Here is a 21,803-nt window from a genome sequence, read left to right on the forward strand (position 1 = left end):
GAGTTTAAATGCACAAAACGCTGGTATTACGGGTTTATTACGTATATCCTGCAATATTATCTACAATAATTCTTGACAGCAGAAAAGGCGCATTATGGTTCATGTGGTTCATAAGCTCCCCAAAAAGCACAAAGTGCTCATCGTCGGCTTCCTATCTGCGATGGTCGGAATTGCCCTGATCCCCTCTGAAAAAGCAACGGCTTCAAAAGACAATGACGGAAAAGCTTTAGAAGTTGGGAAACGTTACGAGTTGCCAGTAAAAATATCAGAAAAAACAGAGCAACTTACTGAATTAGATGCAGCGCCAGTCATCACGCCTGAGTCTGCCCCTAAACAACCTGTATTTGAATTTAAAGACCACGAAGTGGAGTCTGGCGACAGCCTAGCCGTGATTTTTAAACGCGCAGGTTATTCTGCCAAAACGTTACACAATCTGGTCAATACCAACGCAGAAACCCGCAAGCTGACTAAAATCCACCCGGGAGAAGTGCTTAGCTTTGCTAGCAATGATGGTGGTGAATTAGCTCAATTAAAATACATCTTGTCAAAAACGGATACCTTATTGGTCACCCTAAACGACGAGGGTAATTACGAAACCAAAATCGAAAGCAAGGAAATCGAAAGTCGCGAAAAATCGGCAGGTGGCAAGATCAATTCCAGCTTCTGGAGCGCTGGTATTTCAGCGGGTCTTAGCGAACGCCAAATAATGAACTTCGCCGATATTTTTGGTTGGGATGTCGACTTTGCAAACGATATTCGTAAGGGTGACTCTTTCGCTTTAGTGTTTGAAAAGCACTATGTAGACGGTGAAGAAATCGGTAATGGTAAAATTATTGCCGCAGAATTCATTAACCAAGGCGAGCGTTACAGCGCGGTTCGTCATACTGATGACGAGTTCTATACCCCTGAAGGCCGTAGCATGAAAAAAGCCTTCTTAAGAGCACCAGTTAACTTCAAATATATCAGCTCCAGCTTCAATCCGCGTCGCCTTCACCCTGTGACTGGCCGAGTATCGTCTCACAATGGTATAGACTATGCTGCACGCGTAGGCACGCCGGTGGTTTCCTCTGGTAACGGTAAGGTACTTAAGTCTGGTTACAATAAACTCAATGGTAACTATGTGTTTATTCAGCACGGCAGCAAGTATGTGACTAAGTACTTACACTTGAATAAACGTGCTGTGAAGACAGGTCAAAAAGTGAAGCAAGGACAGAAAATTGGTACTGTCGGCTCAACTGGCCGCGTGACAGGTCCTCACCTTCATTATGAGTTTTTGGTGAACGGCGTACACCGAAATCCTAAAACGGTAAAACTGCCAAAGTCTGAACCATTACCTCAGTCTGAGCTCGCTAAGTTCAAACCCATTGCAGATGCGATGCAGGTAAAACTAGAGCGCAATAGAGAGTTAATGCTTGCAGCAGCAAATAAAGAATAAAAACTAAAAAGGTAGCCGAGGCTACCTTTTTACTATGCGAGATAAAAAAGCTAGATAAAGCTTATTTTTGATTAAACAAAGCAAGTGCACTATTAGTCATCGCTCTAACTCCAGTTGCGATGGCGATAGGGTAATCTGGCGCAAAGTGACTAGAATGCAATGAAGGTAAAGGCTCACCGCTTTTTTGTGCCGCATCGAATACCGCTTGATTAACACCACCTAGCCAAAAAATTGTAATTGGTACATTGTCGTCAGTACGGCCATATAAACCGAAATCTTCACCAGCCATCACCGGCTGAGATTGCTCAACATTTTCTGCACCAATTTCCTGCTTAATAGCGCTAGTTACAAACTTAGCCAACTCCGGATTATTATACGTAGATGGAATGCTTTCGCTTTCATGAACGATAACCTCAGGCACAAGACTGTCCTCCAATCCTGCACTTTTTGCTATGCCTGCAGTCAGGCGTTTTATCGCCGCAATTTGTTGCTCACGCACATCCGGATTATAAGAGCGTAGCGTCAGTTGAAGCTTCACTTCGTTTGAAATGATATTGTGCTTAGAACCACCGTGAATAGAGCCTACAGTGATCACCGACGGCTCTAACGGAGAGATCTCTCGTGATGTAATGGTCTGTAGTCCTAGTACAATTCGAGATGCTAGTACCACAGGGTCGATGGTAGTATGTGGATAGGCTCCATGCCCCCCTTTACCCTTGACAATGATGTCAACTGAGTCAACATTCGCCAATGCATAACCCGGTGCGATCGCCACTTTACCGGCAGGAACCGCAGCACTTACATGCAAACCAAGCACATGATCGGGTTTAGCAAACTGAGTATACAACCCTTCCTTCAACATCGCTTTTGCGCCGCCACCCACTTCTTCAGCGGGTTGAGCAACTAACATCAATGTACCTTGCCACTTTTCCTTGTTAGCCATTAGCTGTTTTGCCGTGCCGATTAAACTGGTCATATGGATGTCGTGACCACAACCGTGCATCACACCAACCAAATTCCCCGCATCATCTTTCACTTTAACTTTTGACGCGTACGACTTCCCTGTTTCTTCAATAATTGGCAAACCATCGGTATCGGCTCGGATCATCACCGTTGGACCATCACCATTTTTCAGCATGCCAACAACACCAAAGCCACCCACATTTTCAGTCACGTCATAACCAAGTCTGCGCATTTCATCCGCCAAACGCCCTGCTGTTTTTTCTTCTTTATAAGAGAGCTCAGGGTTTTGATGTAAATGTAAGTACAAAGACTCAAGTTCAGGCATAGACTCTGCAACTTGTTGTTTCAAATTGGCATTCGCATGCCAAGACAAAGTGACAATGAGGCCTAATACCAAGGGAGATAAGCGCATAAGATAGACTCCTTTTTGTTTCTTTCAGGATGCGGGTTTATTGGGGGAAAATCAATCATATTTATATTTTAATCCTTTCTATTTTACCAAGTTTTGCTACGCTTAAAGACACAACTTAAGGAACCTTCATGCCAGAGATTAACATTAATATCAGTGATTTAGAGCCAGGTATGTTTGTTGTCGGTGTGACAAAGCAGACAGGCTCAGTTGCGATTAAAACCAAAGGCTGGGTGAGAACGAAAACAAGCATTACAAAGCTACAAAAGAGTGGTGTTTTAGAGGTAACGGTCGATCCCAGTAAGCGCCTTTCAGAACACGACCCTCACGACGAACCACCTCATGATGAAAATATAGAAGAGCCGCATAAACCAGAGCATGATCCATGGCAGAGCAAGTGTAGTGTTGATGCAGAAATGCAACACGCAGTGACACTTTACGACGAAGCAAAAGCAATTCAAAGCAAAGCGTTCGCGGATATTAAAGCGGGTAAAGCGATAGAAATAGAGGCTTTTAAAGCAACAGCAAGCGGCTTTATTGACTCCGTATTTCGCAATCAAGATGCACTATCCTGTATCGCGCGGATCAGAGAAAAAGACGCCTATCTATTGGAGCACTCTATTAATGTTTCTATCTTAATGGCTATTTTCTGTAAGCACCTAGGCTATTCGAGAGAGTTAACCGAGGAGATGACCACAGGCGCGCTACTCCACGACATTGGTAAGATAGAAATTCCCGACGATATTTTACATAAGCCTGGAAAATTGAGCCTCGATGAGTATCACATCATGAAGTCTCACGCTAAATACAGCTTTGATATTTTGCTCAATGCAGGTCTTGGACGAGTTGCTTGTGAAATAGCAGGCTATCACCACGAGCGCCTAGATGGCACAGGGTATCCTTATGGCAAAACTGCGGACGAACTTCCTCAGCATGTGAGAATGGCAGCTATCGTTGATGTTTATGACGCATTGACCGCTGAGCGCGTCTATAAAGAGGGCATGACACCAATTAAAGCGTTTAAGTTAATGCGTGAAGGCTGCCCTCACCATTTTGACGAACAACTACTAAGCCGGTTTATTGCTTGCATTGGCGTATACCCTGTGGGCACTTTAGTAAAACTCACTAGTGGTAAGGTCGGTGTTATTGCCCAAAGCAATCCCAAAACGCCGCTAAAACCCGTTGTTAAAGTGTTTTATCACGCTAAGCACATGCATTACATTGAAGTTCAAGATATCGATTTAAGCGCGAAAAAAGCAAACGATGAGCTAGAGTCAGCGATCAAGCCCGAAGAATTCAAGCTTGATCTTATTCGGTTTTTTAAACATTCAATGCTGCCTTAATATGAAGGCAGCCAGTCCTCCATTGCCTCAAGGCTGAATTCAATCCCGTCGAAATCAAAACGTGTTTGCTCTGGTGTAATTTCTACAACGGTCAAAGCCCCTAGACTATCACCCTCATATAAAGGTCTATTGTTTATTTTTATCCACCGCTCATGGGAGTCGGTAGCATAAATATGTGCTTGATAGCGCAAGCTTGGAATACTATTTTGCAATTGGGCTGGCAGCAGCGCGATGGGCGTAGCTGAAGCAGACTCCTTAGTAGTAGCAAGCACCTCAGGCTCTTCATGCGGTGCTGTTTCTTTTACCGCCTCTGCAAAGGCTTTTTTAAGTTCTTCTGATACCCCGGCAAGTTCATCATCTTGTGGTTTTGGCTTAGCGCCAAATACACGATAGCCCGCGTACTCCCCAGCCGTTTGGACTTCTCCTGGGGATAAGTCTTGAGTAACCTGATTAGGTTGAATGACATCCGATGTAGGGATTGAAACAACAGGTACAGCTTTAACAGAGTCTACCGGTACCAATTGTTGTTGATATAAAGGCTTGCCTTGGTTATCAACGCCAATTTGCACAGACACCCACTGGAAGTGCTGCTCAGGCTCAGCAGTTTGTGCCTCTAGATTAGAATTAACAGTGTTGTTTGTCGCTGAAGTAGCCGCTGGTGTACTCACTTCTTGACTAGCAACACTAGCCTTTTTCACCTGCTGATTATTCTCCACCGCAAGATCTGTAGAAAGCTCAGCTTGCTCTTCTTTTTTCGGCTCCACTTTAGTCGTTACTGCTGGTTGCACTTCTGCTGGGGTCGTTATCTTACCGATATAATACCCCGCCCCAAGTGAAGACAAAGACAAGAGACCCGCACCGGCATAGGTAACGAGCTTTTTATAGAAAATGAGTTGGGCGTCTTGGCGTTGACTCAAATAATCCTGTTCGGCATCTGCACCTTGCTGCGACTGTTTCATTGCTCTTGTTAAATACGACATGTTTCCCTCTACACCAATTTTGCCAAACCAAAGCCCGCAACAAATAACATACCAAGCCAAACCGAAAAAAATAATGGCACGCGACTCTTTTCCTGGCTTGCAACTGGCACTAAATTAGTGGGTAGCGCCTCCTTTGCTGCTTGAACAGCGATTGCTTTCGTTACCTGAGTTTGCGATGCCGAGTATGCCCCTAATAAACACCTGTCGGCCAACAAATTTATTAATCTTGGGATCCCTGCTGTCACTTGATGTACATAGGCTACCGCATCATGGTGGAACAAAGCTTGCTGACAACCGGCTTTTTGCAGACGATGCTGTATATAAGCAAACACTTGCGATTCGCTAAGTGGCAGTAAGTGATAACGCGCCGTGATCCTTTGTGCTAATTGCCGCAGCTCGTTGCGCTGCAACAAATGCTGTAGCTCTGGTTGACCCACTAATACTATTTGTAGCAATTTTTTATGATCTGTTTCAAGGTTAGTCAGCAGCCTAAGCTGTTCAAGTACTTCCGGTGCTAAATGCTGAGCTTCATCAATGATCAACATTGTATGACCACCACTATGATGGTTCTCTAACAATCTATGCTTAATCACATCGGTAAGCGATTTTAACGTGGCGTTGTTGCTGTCATAGTCAATTTCCAGCTCATCACAAATCGTCGCAAGCAGCTCAAGCTCCGATAGCGATGGGTTAAGTATAAAAGCAACCTTCGTTGATTCAGGCAACTGAGCCAGCATACTCCGTGTAACTGTGGTTTTCCCCGTACCAACCTCACCAGTCAGTAGTACAAAGCCACCCGCGTCACCCAACCCATAGGTTAAATGTGCAAGTGCTTCCTTGTGACGTTCGCTAAGGAATAAGAATTCAGGATTTGGTGCAATCGAGAAGGGTTTTTCAGTTAACCCAAAATAGCGTAAATACACGACTTGTCTCTTTATTGTTATGATGCGCTCTATAATGGCAAAATCCGGTTCAAGATAAAACCTTGAATCGCATAAAATGGAATATAGCAAATGAAAATCTATCTCGTCGGCGGTGCAGTTAGAGATGAACTGCTAAGGCGCCCAATAAAAGAAAGAGATTATGTGGTCGTTGGCAGCACACCAGAGCAAATGAGTGAGCTGGGCTATCAGCAAGTTGGCAGCGACTTCCCTGTATTCTTACACCCCATCACAAAAGACGAACACGCTCTTGCGCGCACCGAGCGTAAAAGTGGTCAAGGATACACTGGGTTTATTTGTGATTTTGGCCCAGAAATAAGCTTGGAAGAAGATTTACTTCGCCGAGATCTTACCGTTAATGCAATTGCTAAAGATGATGATGGTTCGCTTATTGACCCCTATGGCGGTCAAAAAGATTTAGAAAACCGAATATTACGCCATGTCAGCAGCGCTTTTAGTGAAGATCCACTTAGAGTGCTGCGAGTAGCGCGTTTTGCAGCTCGCTATAAAGAATACAACTTCACCATTGCAACTGAAACTTGGCACCTTATGCAAACCATGGTCGCTAACGATGAATTAAAAACCTTAACCAAAGAGCGTATTTGGCTAGAAATAGAAAAAACAATACAAGATAACGGATTAGGACACTTTCTAAATACGATCTCAGCGTTAGGTGCACGTGAATTTGTTTCTCCATACATCCCAGAGTGGGATCAAGCAGCATATGGAAAATTTCAAAGTGCACTCTCTAGACTTGAAAAGAATGATGAGTTGGATGGATTAGCACAATTCAGCCTTGCCTGTTACTTTTCGGGTACTTGCTTGATTCAGTTAGAGCAAGCAAAACGATTTAAAGTGCCTAATATTTACTTAGAAAGCAGCAAAGAGCTTATCGCAAATCTCGATTTATTGAGCAAAGAAAGTAAAACCCCTGATGAATGGCTTATTATCTTACAAAATATAGACGCATGGCGCAGACCTGAGAAACTAGAGCGCTTTTGTTATATTTGTAGCAAGGTAAGTGATAATTTACGTGCTCTTTGTGACAAACTTACACAGAACTTTTTAGCAACTCGCAACATCGATGTACAAGAGATCATTGCAGACGGCTACCAAGGAAAGGCTATTCAAGAGCAGCTCAAACTCAGACGCTTAAAAGCTATGCAAAATTAGCTATTTTCCATAAAGAGATAGGTTGATTTTCGGCCTATCTAAAAAAGTTCCCTGTCGAATTCCCCTCAAAACATCAAGTGCTCACTTTTAGCACAGCAAAACCCACATAAAAATTACAATTCCAGCTACAAAAAAGCTTAAATTTCAAACTGAAACTTATATCATTTCTATCAAATTTAAATTTATTGTTCTCAAAACAATAACAGCATTTGTAAACACTTACTAACCGTAAATAAAAGATGACACAAAGAGCCACCATAACTAACTGATTATAATAAAGAAAACCAAATAAGGAACAACAAAATCACACATTACACCTTTTTTAAACATCATACACATTTAGACAAAACCCATATTTAACAATTGTTTATGGTAAAAACGCAGCACCTATATTGCGATACGCCGCCTTCCAAAGTATGGAAAGGGTCGGCCATCGTTATAAACAAAGTAAATAAGGGTCAAAATGTTGAAGAAGTTAAATCTAGTTACCGCTGGAATCCAAGTTGCTTTAGTCGCTGGTGCCGTAAGCAGTTCAGTAGCTGTTGCAAACGAACAAACAGAAGCTAAATCAGTAGAGCGTATTCAAGTTACCGGTTCACGAATCAAACGTGTGAACCTAACTTCACCTACACCAGTTACTGTAATTGGTGGTGTAGAGCTTGAAAACCAAGGCATCACCAACGTAAATGACCTTTTAGCTGAAATGCCTCAAGCTAGTGTTGGCCTATCTCCTGAAAATACCACCAGCTACATCTATGCATCAGGTTTAAATACTACTGATCTGCGTGGTTTAGGCTCAGAACGTACACTGGTATTAGTTAATGGCCGTCGCTTTGTACCAGGATCTGTTGGTGACACTGCGGTAGATTTAAACAACATCCCTACTTCTATTATTGAGCGTGTAGAAATCGCAACAGGCGGCGCAGCAGCAGTCTATGGTGCGGACGCTGTCGCTGGTGTTGTAAACATCATTACCAAGAAGTCATTTGATGGCGTAGAAGTTGATATCTCCACCGTGAAGCCTGAACAAAGTGGAGGTGAAGATTACTCTTTCTCAATTACTGGCGGACAAGAGCTAGACAAGCTTTCATTCATTACCTCGTTGAATTATACGAAAAACGAAAGCTATGCAAAGCTTGACCGCGATTTCTACAGAAATTCAATGCGATCGATAGCCAACCCTTCTGACACAGGAAGCAAAGATGGCATTCCTGGGAATATCGTACTAAACGGTCAAACGGCCCTCGCTAGATATTCTGAAAAAGGTGATTTCTTTGCTATCGCTCCGGGTGCAGATAAAACTCGTGATGTATATTTAAATAACCACTTTGCATTTCAAGAAGATGGTTCATTACAACCATTTAACTATGGGTTAGGTTTGATCCCAGATCCAAATTCAGCTATTTCAAACTTAGCTGCTGGCCGCTACTTCCACGATGAATACAACAAAGGTGATGGTGTATTTACTCAAGGATCAAAAAGTTATTTTAGAACACCTCTAGAGCGAGTAATCGCTTCTGCGTATGGTACTTACGAACTGAATGATGAGCATGCTCTGACATTTGACGCAACTTGGTCAAAAACAGACTCGACAACTGAAAGCGGTCCAACATTCTTCGCCTATAAGATCTATCGTGATAATGCCTTTGTGAGCGATGAAATGGGCAATATCATGGATAGCGTAGAATACAAAGATAAAGATGGTAATTTAGTCAAAGGTATTGATAGCGTAACTTTATATCAAGCGAACTCAAACCTTTGGGGTGACCGTAACTACGAACAAGAGCGTGAAGTCTTCCGTTCATCTATTGGTGCCGAAGGGATTATCAATGATGATTGGAGTTACAGTGCCTATTTCCAATTTGGCCGCGTAGAGCAAGATACAACTTGGACAGGTGAAGTTCTTGAACAAAACTTACTAAACGCAGTTAACTCAGCCGTTATCGATGGTCAAACTGTATGTGTAGACCGTGATAGTAAAGGTAAGATCATTGGCCAAATCGCAGGCTGTGTACCATTTAATCCTATGGGTGCAACATCAGCAACTGCAGAGCAAATGGGTTATATTTCGACTGTAGCGACCCGTTTTGCAAGACATGATCAAGCTGTTTTTGCAGCCACCGTCGATGGTATTCTATTTGAGCTTCCTGCTGGTTATGTGAGTGCTGCATTTACCGCCGAGCACCGTCGCGAAGTTGCTGAAAAGACACCATCTGAAAATATGGAAAAAGGCTTAATCTTCGGTAACTCTAGCTTACCAATGCATGGTGAAATTGAAGTTGACGAGCTTTCAATGGAGCTATCTGTACCATTACTCGTGGACGAATTTCTTGCATTAGACTTAACATTTGAAGGTGCATATCGTTATATGGATTATTCAGTGACTGGTGGAGACGATGCTTGGAAGCTAGCACTTAATTGGGGTATAACTGAAGAGTTAAGACTACGCGTTAACCGTTCAAAATCAGTCAGAGCACCGAGCTTAGGTGATCTATTTGCACCGTCATCAACACAATACAGCTCTGGCCGCGCTGACATCTGTCGTGCTGACAGCATTAAAAAGCTAAGTGACGATTACAAGTACAAACAAAACATTATTAGAAACTGCCAAGCTGACGGCTTACCAGAAGGTTGGATGCCTTCTTCAGAATGGCTTGCGGGCGGCAGTCTTGAAGGTTCAATCGTTGGTAACACCGAACTTAAGAACGAAGTGTCTAATGACTTAACTGTAGGTCTTATCTATACACCTGAATTTATCGAAGGTCTAGATTTTACTGTTGATTATTGGTCATTCGAAATTGACGGCGCAATTCAATACTTTGGTCGTGCAGACATAATCAAATACTGTTATGAAAGTGAATCAATTGACAACTTATTTTGTAAAAACTTAGTTCGCGGTGAAAATGGCGATATTGAACACTTCTATCAACGCCCAATTAACTCTGCACAAATAGTAAAGAAAGGTTACGATCTAGAGTCGGCATATCGATTTGATGCCATGAGTGGTGAGGTTGCTTTAAAATTAGCCGCGACTTACATTCAAAAAGACACTCAAAACTCAACAGGCCGTGCTGACGACTTACGTAGCTTTACTGGACTAACTGACGATTCACCACGCTGGAAAGGCCGTTTTACAGCGGTGTACTCGCAAGATGAATCAGTTTACGCGTTAACGGTTAATTACCGCCATAGTACGGTTGATGACAAAGATTGGACTATTGAAGCTAATAACTTCAACGAAGTTTCATCATATACAACTGTGGATTTCATGTATAAGTCATACGTGTTAGAGGATTTACAACTTCGTCTAGGTGTAAGTAACCTATTTGATAAAGAACCTCCTCGTACACCAGCAACATTCGACTCAGGCGAGTTCTATGATGTTAATGGTCGTAGATTCTCAGTAGGTATGAAGTATAACTTCTAATCTTCTTTAGAATTTGATTCAAAATAAGCCTCCTTTTGGAGGCTTTTTTACGTTATCCCCACCTTTTATCTTATTTTCGCCGCGATTGAGCAAACTTGAGTATTCACCTCCCCAGCTTATGATTTAATACTCATGTTAATTTTTTTGTCATTAAGATTTCGTGTAGCAAGGCAGCTAGTTATCCATGAAAACAAGCAAGTTAAGTATTCGACTCCTTTGGTATATCACCCCGCTTGTGATATTACCCTTGCTGTTTCTTGGCGGATTTACACTCACGAATGTAACTAGCTCAACGCAAAAACAAGCCAAGCTCATTGTTAGTCGTTTCGTTGAACAACAACAGCAGAAGATGTTCAATTATATTGAGATCTACCAGTCCACGACAAAACTGCTTTCAACCTCTCCAGTACTTAGTGACTTTCTTAATTCGGCCCATCTTGAAAGAATGGAAAAGACTAAGCGTTTAGGTGCGCTAATGGATGTTTTTGCCAGTTATAGTGAAGCCTACCCTGATATCATTAGTATCAATCTTTTATCTCCCAATGGCAGAAGCTCCGCATTTTACTCTAGTAACTTAGGGGGAGCACCGAACCTTTATCCCTTTGCCAAACAAATCATGCAAAGTAACTTACGCCAACATCAATTTATGGTTGCCTCAAGTGCAGGTACGCAACTGTATTTTGTCCAGCAGATCTACAGTGTAGATTACGAACTTAAGCAGCCTAGACAACAAGGCTATATCGTCGTACAAGTTTCTCCCTCTCTCTTAAGTACTAGCATACTTGAAGCTCCGTATGATAATACGCTAAACCTCTTGGTGAGCATTGATGGTGAGGTATTATTCAGCTCAGATACAAATCTCATTGGCCACTATTTAAGCGCCAGTGAAATAGAAAAAATAGGCTATATTGCTGATCTTGGGCAATTAGACTCTACCGTTATTCATAGCATTGATAATGTAGAAAGGATGACCTACAGCGCGCAACTAAGCGGTGGTTACTTTTATATTTCGACAATTCCCAAATCACTACTCTATCGCTCAGGTAAAACTATTAGTCTGATCACAGCACTGATCGTTATCTTATCTGTGATTACACTACCGATCTTGATTTTTATCGTGGTTCGTAACCTGTTGTTAAATCCAATAGAGTTATTAGGCGAAGCGAGCCACCGGGTCGGAGATGGTGATCTAATGGTGGCGCTACCAGAGCATAATAGTGACGAAGTTGGCATTCTTTTCAGAGATTTCAACCATATGATCGGCCAAATTCGGACCTTTCAGCGAGAGCTTGAGGATTACAAAGAGCACTTGGAAGAGAAAGTTGAAGACAGAACCAAAGAATTAGAAGAAACTAATAGCAAGCTAGAAGTTGCTATTGTAGAAGCCGAGCAGGCAAACCAGCTTAAAAGTCGCTTTTTAGCTAACATGAGTCATGAGATACGTACCCCGCTTACCGCTATTATGGGGTTTACCGAGCAGCTTATACAGAATCCTAATTCACCTGCCTCAAAACAGCACCTAGACACAATTTTAAGAAACTCTAAACACCTTTTAGAACTTATCAATAATATCTTAGACCTCTCTAAAATTGAGGCTGAAAAACTAGATGTGGAGGAATCAGAGGTCTTGGTAATGCCACTCATCAATGATATTGAATCCATCATTGAGCCGATGACGAATGAAAAACTACTGAACTTTTCCACAGAATTTATTCTACCGTTGCCTGACAAGCTTTACACCGACATTACTCGCTTAAAACAAATCTTGCTTAACATCGCAACAAACGCGGTGAAATTTACTGAGTACGGTGGCGTTCATTTAAAGGTGGAGTTTAGACCGGAATCTGAAAAGTTTATTTTTAGTATCAAAGACACCGGAATTGGCATGTCGCAAAATGAGCTAGAGCGCGCATTTAAGCCTTTTGAGCAAGCTGATACAACAACAACTCGGCGCTTCGGTGGCACAGGGCTAGGTCTTTGTATATCAAAGAATCTAGCACAACTGCTTGGCGGTGATGTAAATGTTCAAAGCCAACAAGGCGCAGGTAGTCTATTTTCTGTTGAAGTCTCGGGTAATTTCAAAGAGCGCTCTTACTCTTGGCTAAACGCACTTGAGCGACCAAGACAACCGGATAACAGTAAAACCCATATTGCAGCAGTAAAAGAGCTTGATGCCAAAGTGCTTGTTGCGGAAGACAATCCCGATAACCAAGAGCTTATTACGCTGCTACTGTCTAACTGGGGCATAGTTCCTGATATTGCTAATAACGGTGCTGAAGCGGTTGAAATGGCGCTGGTTGAAGACTATCAACTGATCTTAATGGATATGCAAATGCCAGTCATGGGTGGTGAAGAAGCAACGCAAATGCTCAGACATGCCGCCTATGATGGACCAATCATCGCACTTACTGCCAACGTAATGAAACACGACATAGACAACCATATTAAAGCAGGATGTGATGCCACTCTTGGCAAGCCGATAGATAAAGAATTGCTAGGTAAATTACTACTAGAGTACCTTGAACTTCAAAATGGCAAGTCCTCTTCATGGGATGCCTTGTTACAAACCGAAAAGTTCTTACAAATAAGCCGAAATTACGTTGAAAAGCTACCGTCACAGCTAGTTGAGCTGCAAAAGCTTTATGATACACAGGAATGGGAATCTTTAAGGGCACTAGCACATAGTATCAAAGGCAGCGCGGGTTGCTTTGGCTTTATGAATATTCATGAAGCCGCAGGGGAACTAGAAACCAGTTTGCAAAAAACACAAAACAGTAATCGCCATTACTATTTGCTTAAGCTCACTGAGGCTATGCGCTACACCCTATCGATAGACCAGCCCACGGATAATAGTCACTTAGGCTAATGGTAAGGCCATGAGCATTGCGTCTTCACGACCATGAGTGCTCGGGTAGTAGTTTTTTCTCAAGCCCATTTCGACAAAATCATAGCGATGATATAACGCGATTGCTGAAGCGTTTGACGCTCTTACTTCAAGGAAGATATTTTCTGCCTGCAAGGTCTCTGCTTGCGCTAACAAATCTTCCATTAATGGCTTCGCGTAGCCCTTACCTTGGTAATTAGGACGAATACAAATATCCATCAAGGTTAAGTCTGGGCCCGCACGCTCTGCAACGTAGAAACCCACTAGCGTATTACCATCAACAATAGCTGTATTAAAGTAACGACCATGAAGGCAAGACTGCATGGTTTTCTCACTCCAAGGAAAAGCATGACAGGCTTGTTCTACTTGCATAATCTCATTAAGTGGAAATTGTAGTAAGCCACCTTGCTTAACTTGCATCTTGTTGACTCCAGATTAATTGCCACAACTCACGCTTTTGAGCCGTACTTAGTTGTGCACTTGGCAAACTCAATTGGTTATCCTGAAGTGCAATCGTGTTACCCGTGACAACCTCAACCTTTCTACCCATTACCAATTCAAAGTCCTGCAACAAAACAGTCGGTAAAGCTATTTGCTGAAGCTCATTCACATCAGTAGCAACGACAGCGTTGGGATCAAGATGTGCAAATGTAGAATTTAGCTTTAGCGGTACAATATCAAGAATATCTGCGTAAATCGGATTCATGGCTAAGCAGTTTAATTTTTTAAGGAAGTTTACTTTGAAAAAATGCGAAGTGCAAAATAAGAAGTGGCAGGGGCGGCAGGACTCGAACCCGCAACCATCGGTTTTGGAGACCGCTGTTCTACCAATTGGAACTACGCCCCTGCAATGTCGACGCATTATAAAGCGCTTTTTTGAAAGGTAAAGTGAAAAATCACTTTTTTGATTCAACTGCTTCTAAAACAAGCAAAATGGCGAATATTTATCATATTCGCCATTTTCTTAAGCGGATGCTAACTCATTTTAGAGTCATTATTCCCACTTGAAGATCAACAGAAGAAAATATATCTACATAGCAGCTAGTTAGAAAGCTAGCTGTTCTCGATACCATCACCTATACCATGCGCAGAACTTTTTTGATTTTTTACTGATCGTCGAGGCTTTAGTTCAGCTTTAACCTAGGCCAAAGATTCTTGTATATCACGACGAAGCTCTTGTATCTCTTCAACACTCAGCCGTCGCGGACCCGAGGCAATTCTATCCATCTTGTGCCTCCAACCGGTCACCATACACTTTAAGTGGTTCGTCAAAACGTGAGTTACCAGCAGAGAACTTAGAGGATATTTTTTTGATTGTTTTTCATACACACCTTGAAAACCATCAATACTGCTCAAAGATCACACAACGAGGAATAACCTCGTAAAATAAAAGGATCAAATCATGGGTTTGAAACCAGGACCAAAACCAAAAGCCAAATCAACAGGCAAGCCAGATCAACGTCGACGTGACAACAAAAAAACTCCAGGAAACACGCCAGGCCTAAAGCCGAGTAAATCCTCGAGCAAGTAACTCTACCTCAATATCGGGTCAGTGTAAGCGGTACTGACTCTTGTTGCTAAAACCCGCTTCTGCCCCAAAATGAGTTAACGTAAATGCTCTAAGGGCGGCATGGAGCGATACTGACGGTCGCTATTATTGTTGTTATTTCTTAATTTCTAAATAACAGAAATCCACCTCACTCATTTATGCCCAAAGTGCTTTGGGATATCATTTTAGTTGATAGCTGTTTCAGATTAGGTCAAGCACGTTTAGTTATCCACGCATGAATCAGACCTGCTTGAAAAAATTGAATCGGGAGTTCGAACCCACCAGCTTGAATAATTGAACATACCTTGGGTGGAGAAAGTATCCCAACGTCGTTTGCATAAGCATCGCGCATACGTTCTAGTGTACCTTGCGAAACATCGGCCATAGACATCATTTTAACCCAAGCATCAAGTAATTTGTCGTAGTCTGGCGAGTCAATATCTGAAGACAAGTCCGCGCTTGCCATTAGTCCTTCGGGCTTTAGCCTTTCTGCTATCTCTCCAAAGAACGCTGAACGCCTTTCTTCCTGCAAGATAAATTGAGAAACAAGGAAGCAAGTAGCAGCGTGATAATCCCGCTCAAATGGCATTGAATGAAGATACCCCTCATGAAAAATACAGCGAGTGTCGACGCCACTCTCCTTAGCTCTTTTCTTACATATATCCAACATAGGTCCTGAGGGTTCAACTGCGGTGAACTGCCAGTTAGGGAAATTTGACGCTAAATAAAGTAGCTCATCTCCAGTGCCTACACCGATACAGAGAATGTTGGCATTTACAGGTAAATCAGCAAACACAGATCTAAGCAGTAAGTGCATGCAATGACGTATTGGTGCGGTATTAGACCATTGCTGATCATAAGTTTCTGCTTGCTTGTCAAATAACTCTTTCACTTCATTTTGGTGCATAAAATTTCCAATAATATTTGATATCAACATAAGTAACAATAAATGTTACATGAGTGAGTGGGGCTAATCAACTCATGCAACTTTTATCGTTTCATGATAATATAATTAAATTTTAAGAATGATGGTCACATTATGAGAAAGGACAGCAGGTTATCTAGGATTCTTCATGCATTAATACATATGAAACTGATTAATCGAGCAATAACATCTGAAGAGTTGGGGCTGGTTTTGGGAGCCAATCCCGTTGTCGTAAGGCGAATTATGGCTCTATTGAAGAGAGTTGGTTATGTTAACTCAGAAAAAGGCCACCATGGAGGGTGGAGGTTATCAACTGAGCTATCCGAGATTACACTATTTGATATCTATAACTTATTAGGTGAAAAGACATTATTTACTATTGCCTTGTCCGATGAATACCAAAATTGCTTGATTGAAAAAGCTGTAAATACTGCGCTAGCAGACTCCATGCAAGAAGCAGAAAAAGTGTTGTTTGAACGCTTCAGAGAAGTTGATATTGAGTCACTGCTACCACCTATTTCAAATGGTTGACAAAGTCCTAGCATTTGATTCGAGCACAAAAATAAGTGACACAAAATAAGCACAAAATAAGGAAGTAAAAATAAGTGACCCCCATCACTATTAACCTCCAAGCGGAGGAAGTGAAGTATAAAATTACTTCAATCACTTTGGTTAAAAACGTTCATCGATAGACTAATTTTTAGCGCTCAGGCGTATCTCTTCACCAAAACAGGGATATCGCGCATGACAATGCGCTGCAAATACAACAGTAAGAAATTCTAGAATTGAGAATGCGAGTTTTGCTAAGCCAACAAGCGCTCGCAGTTTGTTAGGTTTGTCCGTCGTCGTTTTTGCAGTGTTTCGCAGTAAGCGGTTATTGTTCGCTCTCGACCAACTGCACCGTGGAATACCTGTGAAAATTGCGTGGTGAGTTTTATCCAGTTCTCTGGTTCTATATTTAATCGAGTGAGAATGGGTTGTGCTTCGTTAATATAGCCTCGCTTGTCGGCGCGAATACATTGGCCTGTGAGTTCAACTAATTCAATATAGGACTTGAGTTCAAAAGGTAGGCCTTTGGGCATATGTTTTCGCGGGCTACCAGCAAAGCGTAGTAGGCTTTTTGGTTGTTTGCCCAGCTTAGCGTGGTCGATGCGCTTTTTGATGCTGGTGTAGTCTGAGGTTTCAGGCGTTACGGCGATTTTGGCTCTAATGGGGTTTAGGTCTACGTAGGCTAGACAAGCAGCCAGTGCTGCCTCATCCAGTAATGCTTGGGATTTGAATCGTCCTTCCCAAAATCGGCCTGTACAATTATCTTCTTTATTTGCTCGGCGGGCGATGTCTTCGTTGAGTACTCGCATGAACCAGCTAATATCTGCGAGCCTTTCTCTGTATTTGGCGACATGCTCATCGAGTATCAATTGCTCCGACTCATTGAGTGGCTCACCTTCAGTAAATTTTTGGCTTACCCAATTGCCTTTAAACAACTTGTGCCATCGAATAACAATCGCTTCATCAGACAGGCGCTTAGCCTTTTTATCATCAACATATAAAACAATGTGGGTGTGATTACTCATCACGGCATAAGCACAGACATCAATACAAAACACAGACCCTAAGATCAGGAGCTTTTCTTCAACCCAATCCCGGCGGTGTTCGTATGATTTTCCAGTAAATTTATCTTCACCGCACAGAAAGGCGCGCCTTACGCAGCGGGAGATACAGTGATAATATTTGGTGTCGGTTAAACTAATTTGTTTTTTACGAGCAGTAGCCATAGTTTGGTTTCCTCAAATCCTTTGAGTGCAGAATTAAAGCGTAGGCGGTATCTTAGGAAGGTGCAAATTAGTGATGGGTGTCTGCGATTTGTGCGTCTGCGATTTGTGCGTCTGCGATTTGTGCGTCTGCGATTTGTGCGTCTGCGATTTGTGCGTCTGCGATTTGTGCGTCTGCGATTTGTGCGTCTGCGATTTGTGCGTCTGCGATTTGTGCGTCTGCGATTTGTGCGTCTGCGATTTGTGCGTCTGCGATTTGTGCGATTTGCACGATTTGCACGATTTGCATCAGTGGGTGCGCGATTTGCATCAATCGTTAAATAACAGTATGTTATTTAAACGGTGTTCTTCCTACAGAGGACTTTCACCTCATAAGTCAATGCCCATGTCGGGCGTACACAAACGGCTCCAAGCGACAACCAACCGCTGCATCATTTGTGCCAATGGCGCAAGCGCCAATTTTAGCATAAATCCCACTCTGGCTGGTTGCGCCTGAGCCGAGCGTTAGCAATAACAAAGAACGCAAGAATATTTTAGAGGAAGATAATAATGGCTGGTGACGAGGAAACAAAAAAGTCAGTTGATGAAAACCAAAGTCGTGGCACTGATATTCTTGAAACAATTCGCAGTGCTTCTCGGTTAGCAACAAAGCGAGTATATGCATATGCAATAATTCTCATACTTACTATTGGATCTGTATATTTGATAATTACGAATCCAGATTTTTTACATAGCGCTCTTAGTTTCAAGACCATCGAAGATGATGAAGGCGTAAAAGAGCTTGTTAATTTTAGCAACCAAATAGCCCAGCTAAAGTCGGATAAAGCACAGGCAACGAGCGATCTAAATCGAGCAAAAGATTTCAAAAATTCCCTTCTAAAAGATAGCACAGACAATATTTCACTCATTATGTCAGAGAGAAGACTGTCAAGGAGATTAAATGAATTTGAAGTGATTGGGGGTCTTAAAAGTATACCCATATCCTTCTCATATAACGGATTTGGCCGTTCAAGTAATATTCGCGATACCGACACCTTGGTATATTCCGGCGATATAGTATTTTCACCCGATGTCATTGAAAAAATAGCTCGCAACAAAGGCGAGTTCTACCTAATTAGTGATGATGAGGATGTGGTATCTGAAATTGTAAAATTTGTTAAATCAGATAAAGAAATAAGCACATTAATCGAAAAGAAATATCTCAACTTGCTGGACATGGATTTAGTTGAAATCGATAAGACTGTCATCTCATTTGATGCGCAGTTAAATGACCTAAACAATAGAATATTGAAAATTGTCAAAAGACTTCGCAGTGATGAATATATTTATGCGTCTGTGGTTCTTCAAAAAGTTATGATAACCATGCTAATAGTATCGATTGGTTTATATTTTCTAAAAGCACTCGGTACAGATTTGCTGTTTATTAGAAAGCTTACGATAATCAATTTAAGTCAGGTTATCGCTAATAGCTCCACGGACGACACTTCAAAAAACAGTGTCACAATCTATAATGCTTTTGCTAGCGAAGAAGACAAATCAGGAAAGGCGTCAGATACCATTGCTATAAAAACACTTGGTGAAATCAGCAAAATGTTTTCAGGAAAAACCAATAAGTAATTTGGCAAGTCCATTGCTAACAATCCGCTACACAAGGACATAATTAATCGCTACCGCTCGCAATTCTGCCTGTGAGCGGTGGCGTTATACGTATAGAGAGGACTCATTATGGGAAAGAGTGAAAGGCTAGAATTATTTAGAATCAAACTACAAGAGAGTGAGGGAGAATCTACAGCTAAAGGGGCGAGAGATTTGATGTCTGAGTTACTTAAAAGTATCGAAGACAAACATGCTCCAACTGATAAAAAGAAAATGGTCATCTCAGAAGTCACCGAAAAAACGGTGCAAGAATATGGAGAGAAAGGGTTGTATATTCCTTTGATTGGGCATCGGATTTATATAAACGGTAATGGCGCAATTCTGATTAATGATTTTAATACTGATGAAATCTTTGTTGAAAAGGAAAACATTAATGGTATTTCATTTAGTGAGGTATCGGGATGGAAGCCAAATATATTAAACGTATAACAAGCCAATAAAGCTACGGGACGTTACCACCGTCCGCTTCTGACACAGAGATATCCTTCGGCTCTTAATTAATTGTTTCTGCCCAAAAACAAGTTACAGCCTCAACATAACCGGTTTGATGTATATGAAAATGCGGTCTGGTGCTATTTAGTCACAGCCCAAAAAATAGCAGGCCAGCATCACTATAAACATCACTGCGAAGAAACCAAATACCTCCGCAAGGTTTTTTAGGAAAGTAAAAATTCATAAAAAAGGCCAGTCAGAAATACTGGCTGGCCTTTTATTAATCTAACGAAAGCTAGGTTAGGTTTTTACAACCAAGTTTATTCCCACTCGATTGTCGCTGGCGGCTTACCTGATACATCGTAAACCACGCGAGAAATACCATCAATTTCGTTGATGATACGGTTTGAAACGTGGCCTAGTAGCTCGTATGGTAAATGCGACCAACGTGCTGTCATAAAGTCGATAGTTTCAACACAACGTAGTGAGATCACCCAATCGTATTTACGTGCATCGCCCATCACGCCAACAGAGCGTACTGGTAGGAACACGGCGAATGCCTGAGACACTTTGTGGTATAGATCCGCTTTATGTAGCTCTTCAATGAAGATAGCGTCAGCACGGCGCAGTAAGTCACAGTATTCTTTCTTGATTTCACCAAGTACACGAACACCAAGACCTGGACCTGGGAACGGGTGACGATAAAGCATGTCATATGGTAGGCCAAGCTCTAGACCAATCTTGCGAACTTCGTCTTTAAATAGTTCACGTAGTGGCTCAACCAGACCAAGCTCCATATCTTCAGGTAATCCACCCACGTTGTGGTGAGATTTGATCACGTGCGCTTTACCGGTTTTTGATGCTGCCGATTCGATAACATCAGGGTAAATTGTACCTTGTGCTAACCATTTTGCATTCACACGTTGGCTTGCTTGCTCATCAAATACATCAATAAAGGTGTGACCGATTGCTTTACGTTTGTCTTCTGGGTCGTTTAAGCCGTTAAGCGCATTAAGGAAACGCTCTTCAGCTTCTACCTTGATGATGTTCAGACCAAACTTATCACCGAACATATCCATTACTTGCTGGCCTTCATTCAAGCGTAGTAGGCCATTATCAACAAATACACAGGTTAGCTTATCGCCAATCGCACGGTGAATAAGCATTGCAACCACTGATGAATCAACACCACCAGATAACCCAAGGATAACTTCATCATCCCCTACTTTCTCTTTGATACGCTCAATTGCATCTTCAATGATTTGCTCAGGCGTCCATAGTTTTTCACAACCACAGATATCAATTGCAAAACGCTCTAGTAAACGCAAACCTTGCTGAGTATGCGTTACTTCTGGGTGAAACTGTACACCGTAGAAGCGCTTTTCTTCCCAAGACATTGCCGCATGAGGACAAGTATCCGTTCTCGCTGAAGTTTTGAATGTATCTGGAATTTTAGCAACTTTATCGCCATGGCTCATCCACACGTCTAGGTAACCAGCACCATCTTCGATGTGATCTTCAATCGCTTCAAATAGCTTACAGTCGCCTACTTTCTCTACTTTTGCGTAGCCGAATTCTTTTTTATCTGAGCTATGTACCTGACCACCAAGCTGCATTGCCATCGTCTGCATACCATAACAGATACCCAGTACAGGCACGCCTGCTTCGAATACATAATCTGGTGCTTTTGGGCTACCTTCAAGCGTCGTTGACTCTGGGCCACCTGATAGAATGATACCTTGAGGGTTGAACTCACGGATTTGCTCTTCTGTCACATCCCAAGCCCAAAGTTCACAGTAAACACCAATTTCACGTACACGACGTGCAATTAGCTGAGTGTATTGCGAACCAAAGTCTAAGATCAAAATTCGGGAATCGTGGATATCTTTGCTCATTGATAATCTCGTTAGTTAG

Annotated in this window: 18 protein-coding genes and 1 tRNA gene; 9 read left to right on the forward strand and 10 right to left on the reverse strand. The window is 42.1% G+C overall.

The features are described from left to right. Positions 1 to 94 precede the first annotated feature (94 nt). On the forward strand, positions 95 to 1,435 hold the full coding sequence (locus tag GSF13_RS20715) for a peptidoglycan DD-metalloendopeptidase family protein (protein ID WP_211866961.1): 1,341 nt from the start codon (positions 95 to 97) through the stop codon (positions 1,433 to 1,435). A gap of 61 nt (positions 1,436 to 1,496) precedes the next feature. On the opposite strand, the gene GSF13_RS20720 is transcribed toward GSF13_RS20715, so the two are convergent. Continuing rightward, a complete protein-coding gene (locus GSF13_RS20720; protein WP_211866963.1) occupies positions 1,497 to 2,810 on the reverse strand; it encodes an amidohydrolase in 1,314 nt (437 codons plus the stop codon). Positions 2,811 to 2,938: 128 nt separating this feature from the next. Between GSF13_RS20720 and GSF13_RS20725 the strand changes: the two genes are divergently transcribed. Next, a complete protein-coding gene (locus tag GSF13_RS20725) occupies positions 2,939 to 4,150 on the forward strand; it encodes an HD-GYP domain-containing protein (RefSeq protein WP_010605973.1) in 1,212 nt (403 codons plus the stop codon). Here the strand turns inward: GSF13_RS20725 and GSF13_RS20730 are convergent. Beyond that, a complete protein-coding gene (locus GSF13_RS20730) occupies positions 4,147 to 5,130 on the reverse strand; it encodes a general secretion pathway protein GspB (protein ID WP_010605972.1) in 984 nt (327 codons plus the stop codon). The two genes, GSF13_RS20725 and GSF13_RS20730, sit on opposite strands and share 4 nt — an antisense overlap. Positions 5,131 to 5,138: 8 nt before the next feature. Beyond that, positions 5,139 to 6,053: an AAA family ATPase gene (locus GSF13_RS20735; RefSeq protein WP_174169761.1), complete on the reverse strand. Its 915-nt coding sequence runs from the start codon at positions 6,051 to 6,053 to the stop codon at positions 5,139 to 5,141. 90 nt (positions 6,054 to 6,143) lie between these two features. Here GSF13_RS20735 and GSF13_RS20740 point away from each other — a divergent pair, with 90 nt between their 5' ends. The 3 genes from GSF13_RS20740 (at position 6,144) to GSF13_RS20750 (ending at position 13,537) form a co-directional block, all read left to right on the forward strand. Continuing rightward, a complete protein-coding gene (locus tag GSF13_RS20740) occupies positions 6,144 to 7,244 on the forward strand; it encodes a tRNA nucleotidyltransferase (protein WP_211866965.1) in 1,101 nt (366 codons plus the stop codon). 463 nt (positions 7,245 to 7,707) lie between these two features. Continuing rightward, positions 7,708 to 10,671: a TonB-dependent receptor gene (locus GSF13_RS20745; RefSeq protein WP_174169759.1), complete on the forward strand. Its 2,964-nt coding sequence runs from the start codon at positions 7,708 to 7,710 to the stop codon at positions 10,669 to 10,671. A gap of 184 nt (positions 10,672 to 10,855) precedes the next feature. Beyond that, positions 10,856 to 13,537: an ATP-binding protein gene (locus GSF13_RS20750; RefSeq protein ID WP_211866967.1), complete on the forward strand. Its 2,682-nt coding sequence runs from the start codon at positions 10,856 to 10,858 to the stop codon at positions 13,535 to 13,537. Here GSF13_RS20750 and rimI read toward each other — a convergent pair. The 3 genes from rimI to GSF13_RS20765 all read right to left on the reverse strand — a co-directional run bounded on the left by rimI (position 13,529) and on the right by GSF13_RS20765 (position 14,402). Then, positions 13,529 to 13,975, reverse strand: a complete 447-nt coding sequence (rimI, locus tag GSF13_RS20755; protein WP_010605967.1) for a ribosomal protein S18-alanine N-acetyltransferase — start codon at positions 13,973 to 13,975, stop codon at positions 13,529 to 13,531. The genes GSF13_RS20750 and rimI overlap by 9 nt on opposite strands. Beyond that, entirely contained in the window at positions 13,965 to 14,261 is a 297-nt protein-coding gene (locus GSF13_RS20760; protein ID WP_211866969.1) for a hypothetical protein, read from the reverse strand. Before GSF13_RS20760 ends, rimI begins: the two co-directional genes overlap by 11 nt. Before the next feature lie 64 nt (positions 14,262 to 14,325). Beyond that, a tRNA-Trp gene (locus GSF13_RS20765) sits at positions 14,326 to 14,402 on the reverse strand. A 555-nt stretch (positions 14,403 to 14,957) separates the two neighbouring features. On the opposite strand from GSF13_RS20765, the gene GSF13_RS24950 reads away from it, so the two are divergent. Beyond that, positions 14,958 to 15,086, forward strand: a complete 129-nt coding sequence (locus GSF13_RS24950; protein WP_010374643.1) for a hypothetical protein — start codon at positions 14,958 to 14,960, stop codon at positions 15,084 to 15,086. Positions 15,087 to 15,315: 229 nt separating this feature from the next. Here the strand turns inward: GSF13_RS24950 and GSF13_RS20770 are convergent, their stop codons facing one another. After that, on the reverse strand, positions 15,316 to 16,011 hold the full coding sequence (locus GSF13_RS20770) for a class I SAM-dependent methyltransferase (protein ID WP_211866971.1): 696 nt from the start codon (positions 16,009 to 16,011) through the stop codon (positions 15,316 to 15,318). Positions 16,012 to 16,191: 180 nt separating this feature from the next. On the opposite strand from GSF13_RS20770, the gene GSF13_RS20775 reads away from it, so the two are divergent. After that, positions 16,192 to 16,560 (forward strand): Rrf2 family transcriptional regulator, encoded by a 369-nt coding sequence (locus GSF13_RS20775; protein WP_233525181.1) that lies wholly within the window; start codon positions 16,192 to 16,194, stop codon positions 16,558 to 16,560. Between the two features lie 272 nt (positions 16,561 to 16,832). On the opposite strand, the gene GSF13_RS20780 is transcribed toward GSF13_RS20775, so the two are convergent. Then, positions 16,833 to 17,804 carry a transposase gene (locus GSF13_RS20780; protein WP_211866973.1) on the reverse strand — a complete coding sequence of 324 codons (972 nt, stop codon included), beginning with the start codon at positions 17,802 to 17,804 and terminating at the stop codon, positions 16,833 to 16,835. A gap of 67 nt (positions 17,805 to 17,871) precedes the next feature. Next, positions 17,872 to 18,090, reverse strand: a complete 219-nt coding sequence (locus GSF13_RS20785) for a hypothetical protein (RefSeq protein ID WP_211866975.1) — start codon at positions 18,088 to 18,090, stop codon at positions 17,872 to 17,874. Between the two features lie 260 nt (positions 18,091 to 18,350). Between GSF13_RS20785 and GSF13_RS20790 the strand changes: the two genes are divergently transcribed. Beyond that, positions 18,351 to 19,418 (forward strand): hypothetical protein, encoded by a 1,068-nt coding sequence (locus GSF13_RS20790; protein ID WP_010605965.1) that lies wholly within the window; start codon positions 18,351 to 18,353, stop codon positions 19,416 to 19,418. Between the two features lie 108 nt (positions 19,419 to 19,526). After that, positions 19,527 to 19,886 (forward strand): hypothetical protein, encoded by a 360-nt coding sequence (locus GSF13_RS20795; RefSeq protein WP_211866977.1) that lies wholly within the window; start codon positions 19,527 to 19,529, stop codon positions 19,884 to 19,886. 323 nt (positions 19,887 to 20,209) lie between these two features. Here GSF13_RS20795 and guaA read toward each other — a convergent pair whose 3' ends face one another. Next, positions 20,210 to 21,784, reverse strand: coding sequence for a glutamine-hydrolyzing GMP synthase (gene guaA / locus GSF13_RS20800; RefSeq protein WP_211866979.1), 1,575 nt, complete (start codon positions 21,782 to 21,784; stop codon positions 20,210 to 20,212). Between the last annotated feature and the right edge of the window lie 19 nt (positions 21,785 to 21,803).

Origin of the sequence: Pseudoalteromonas sp. M8 (assembly GCF_018141365.1) — a bacterium.
Classification (GTDB): domain Bacteria; phylum Pseudomonadota; class Gammaproteobacteria; order Enterobacterales; family Alteromonadaceae; genus Pseudoalteromonas.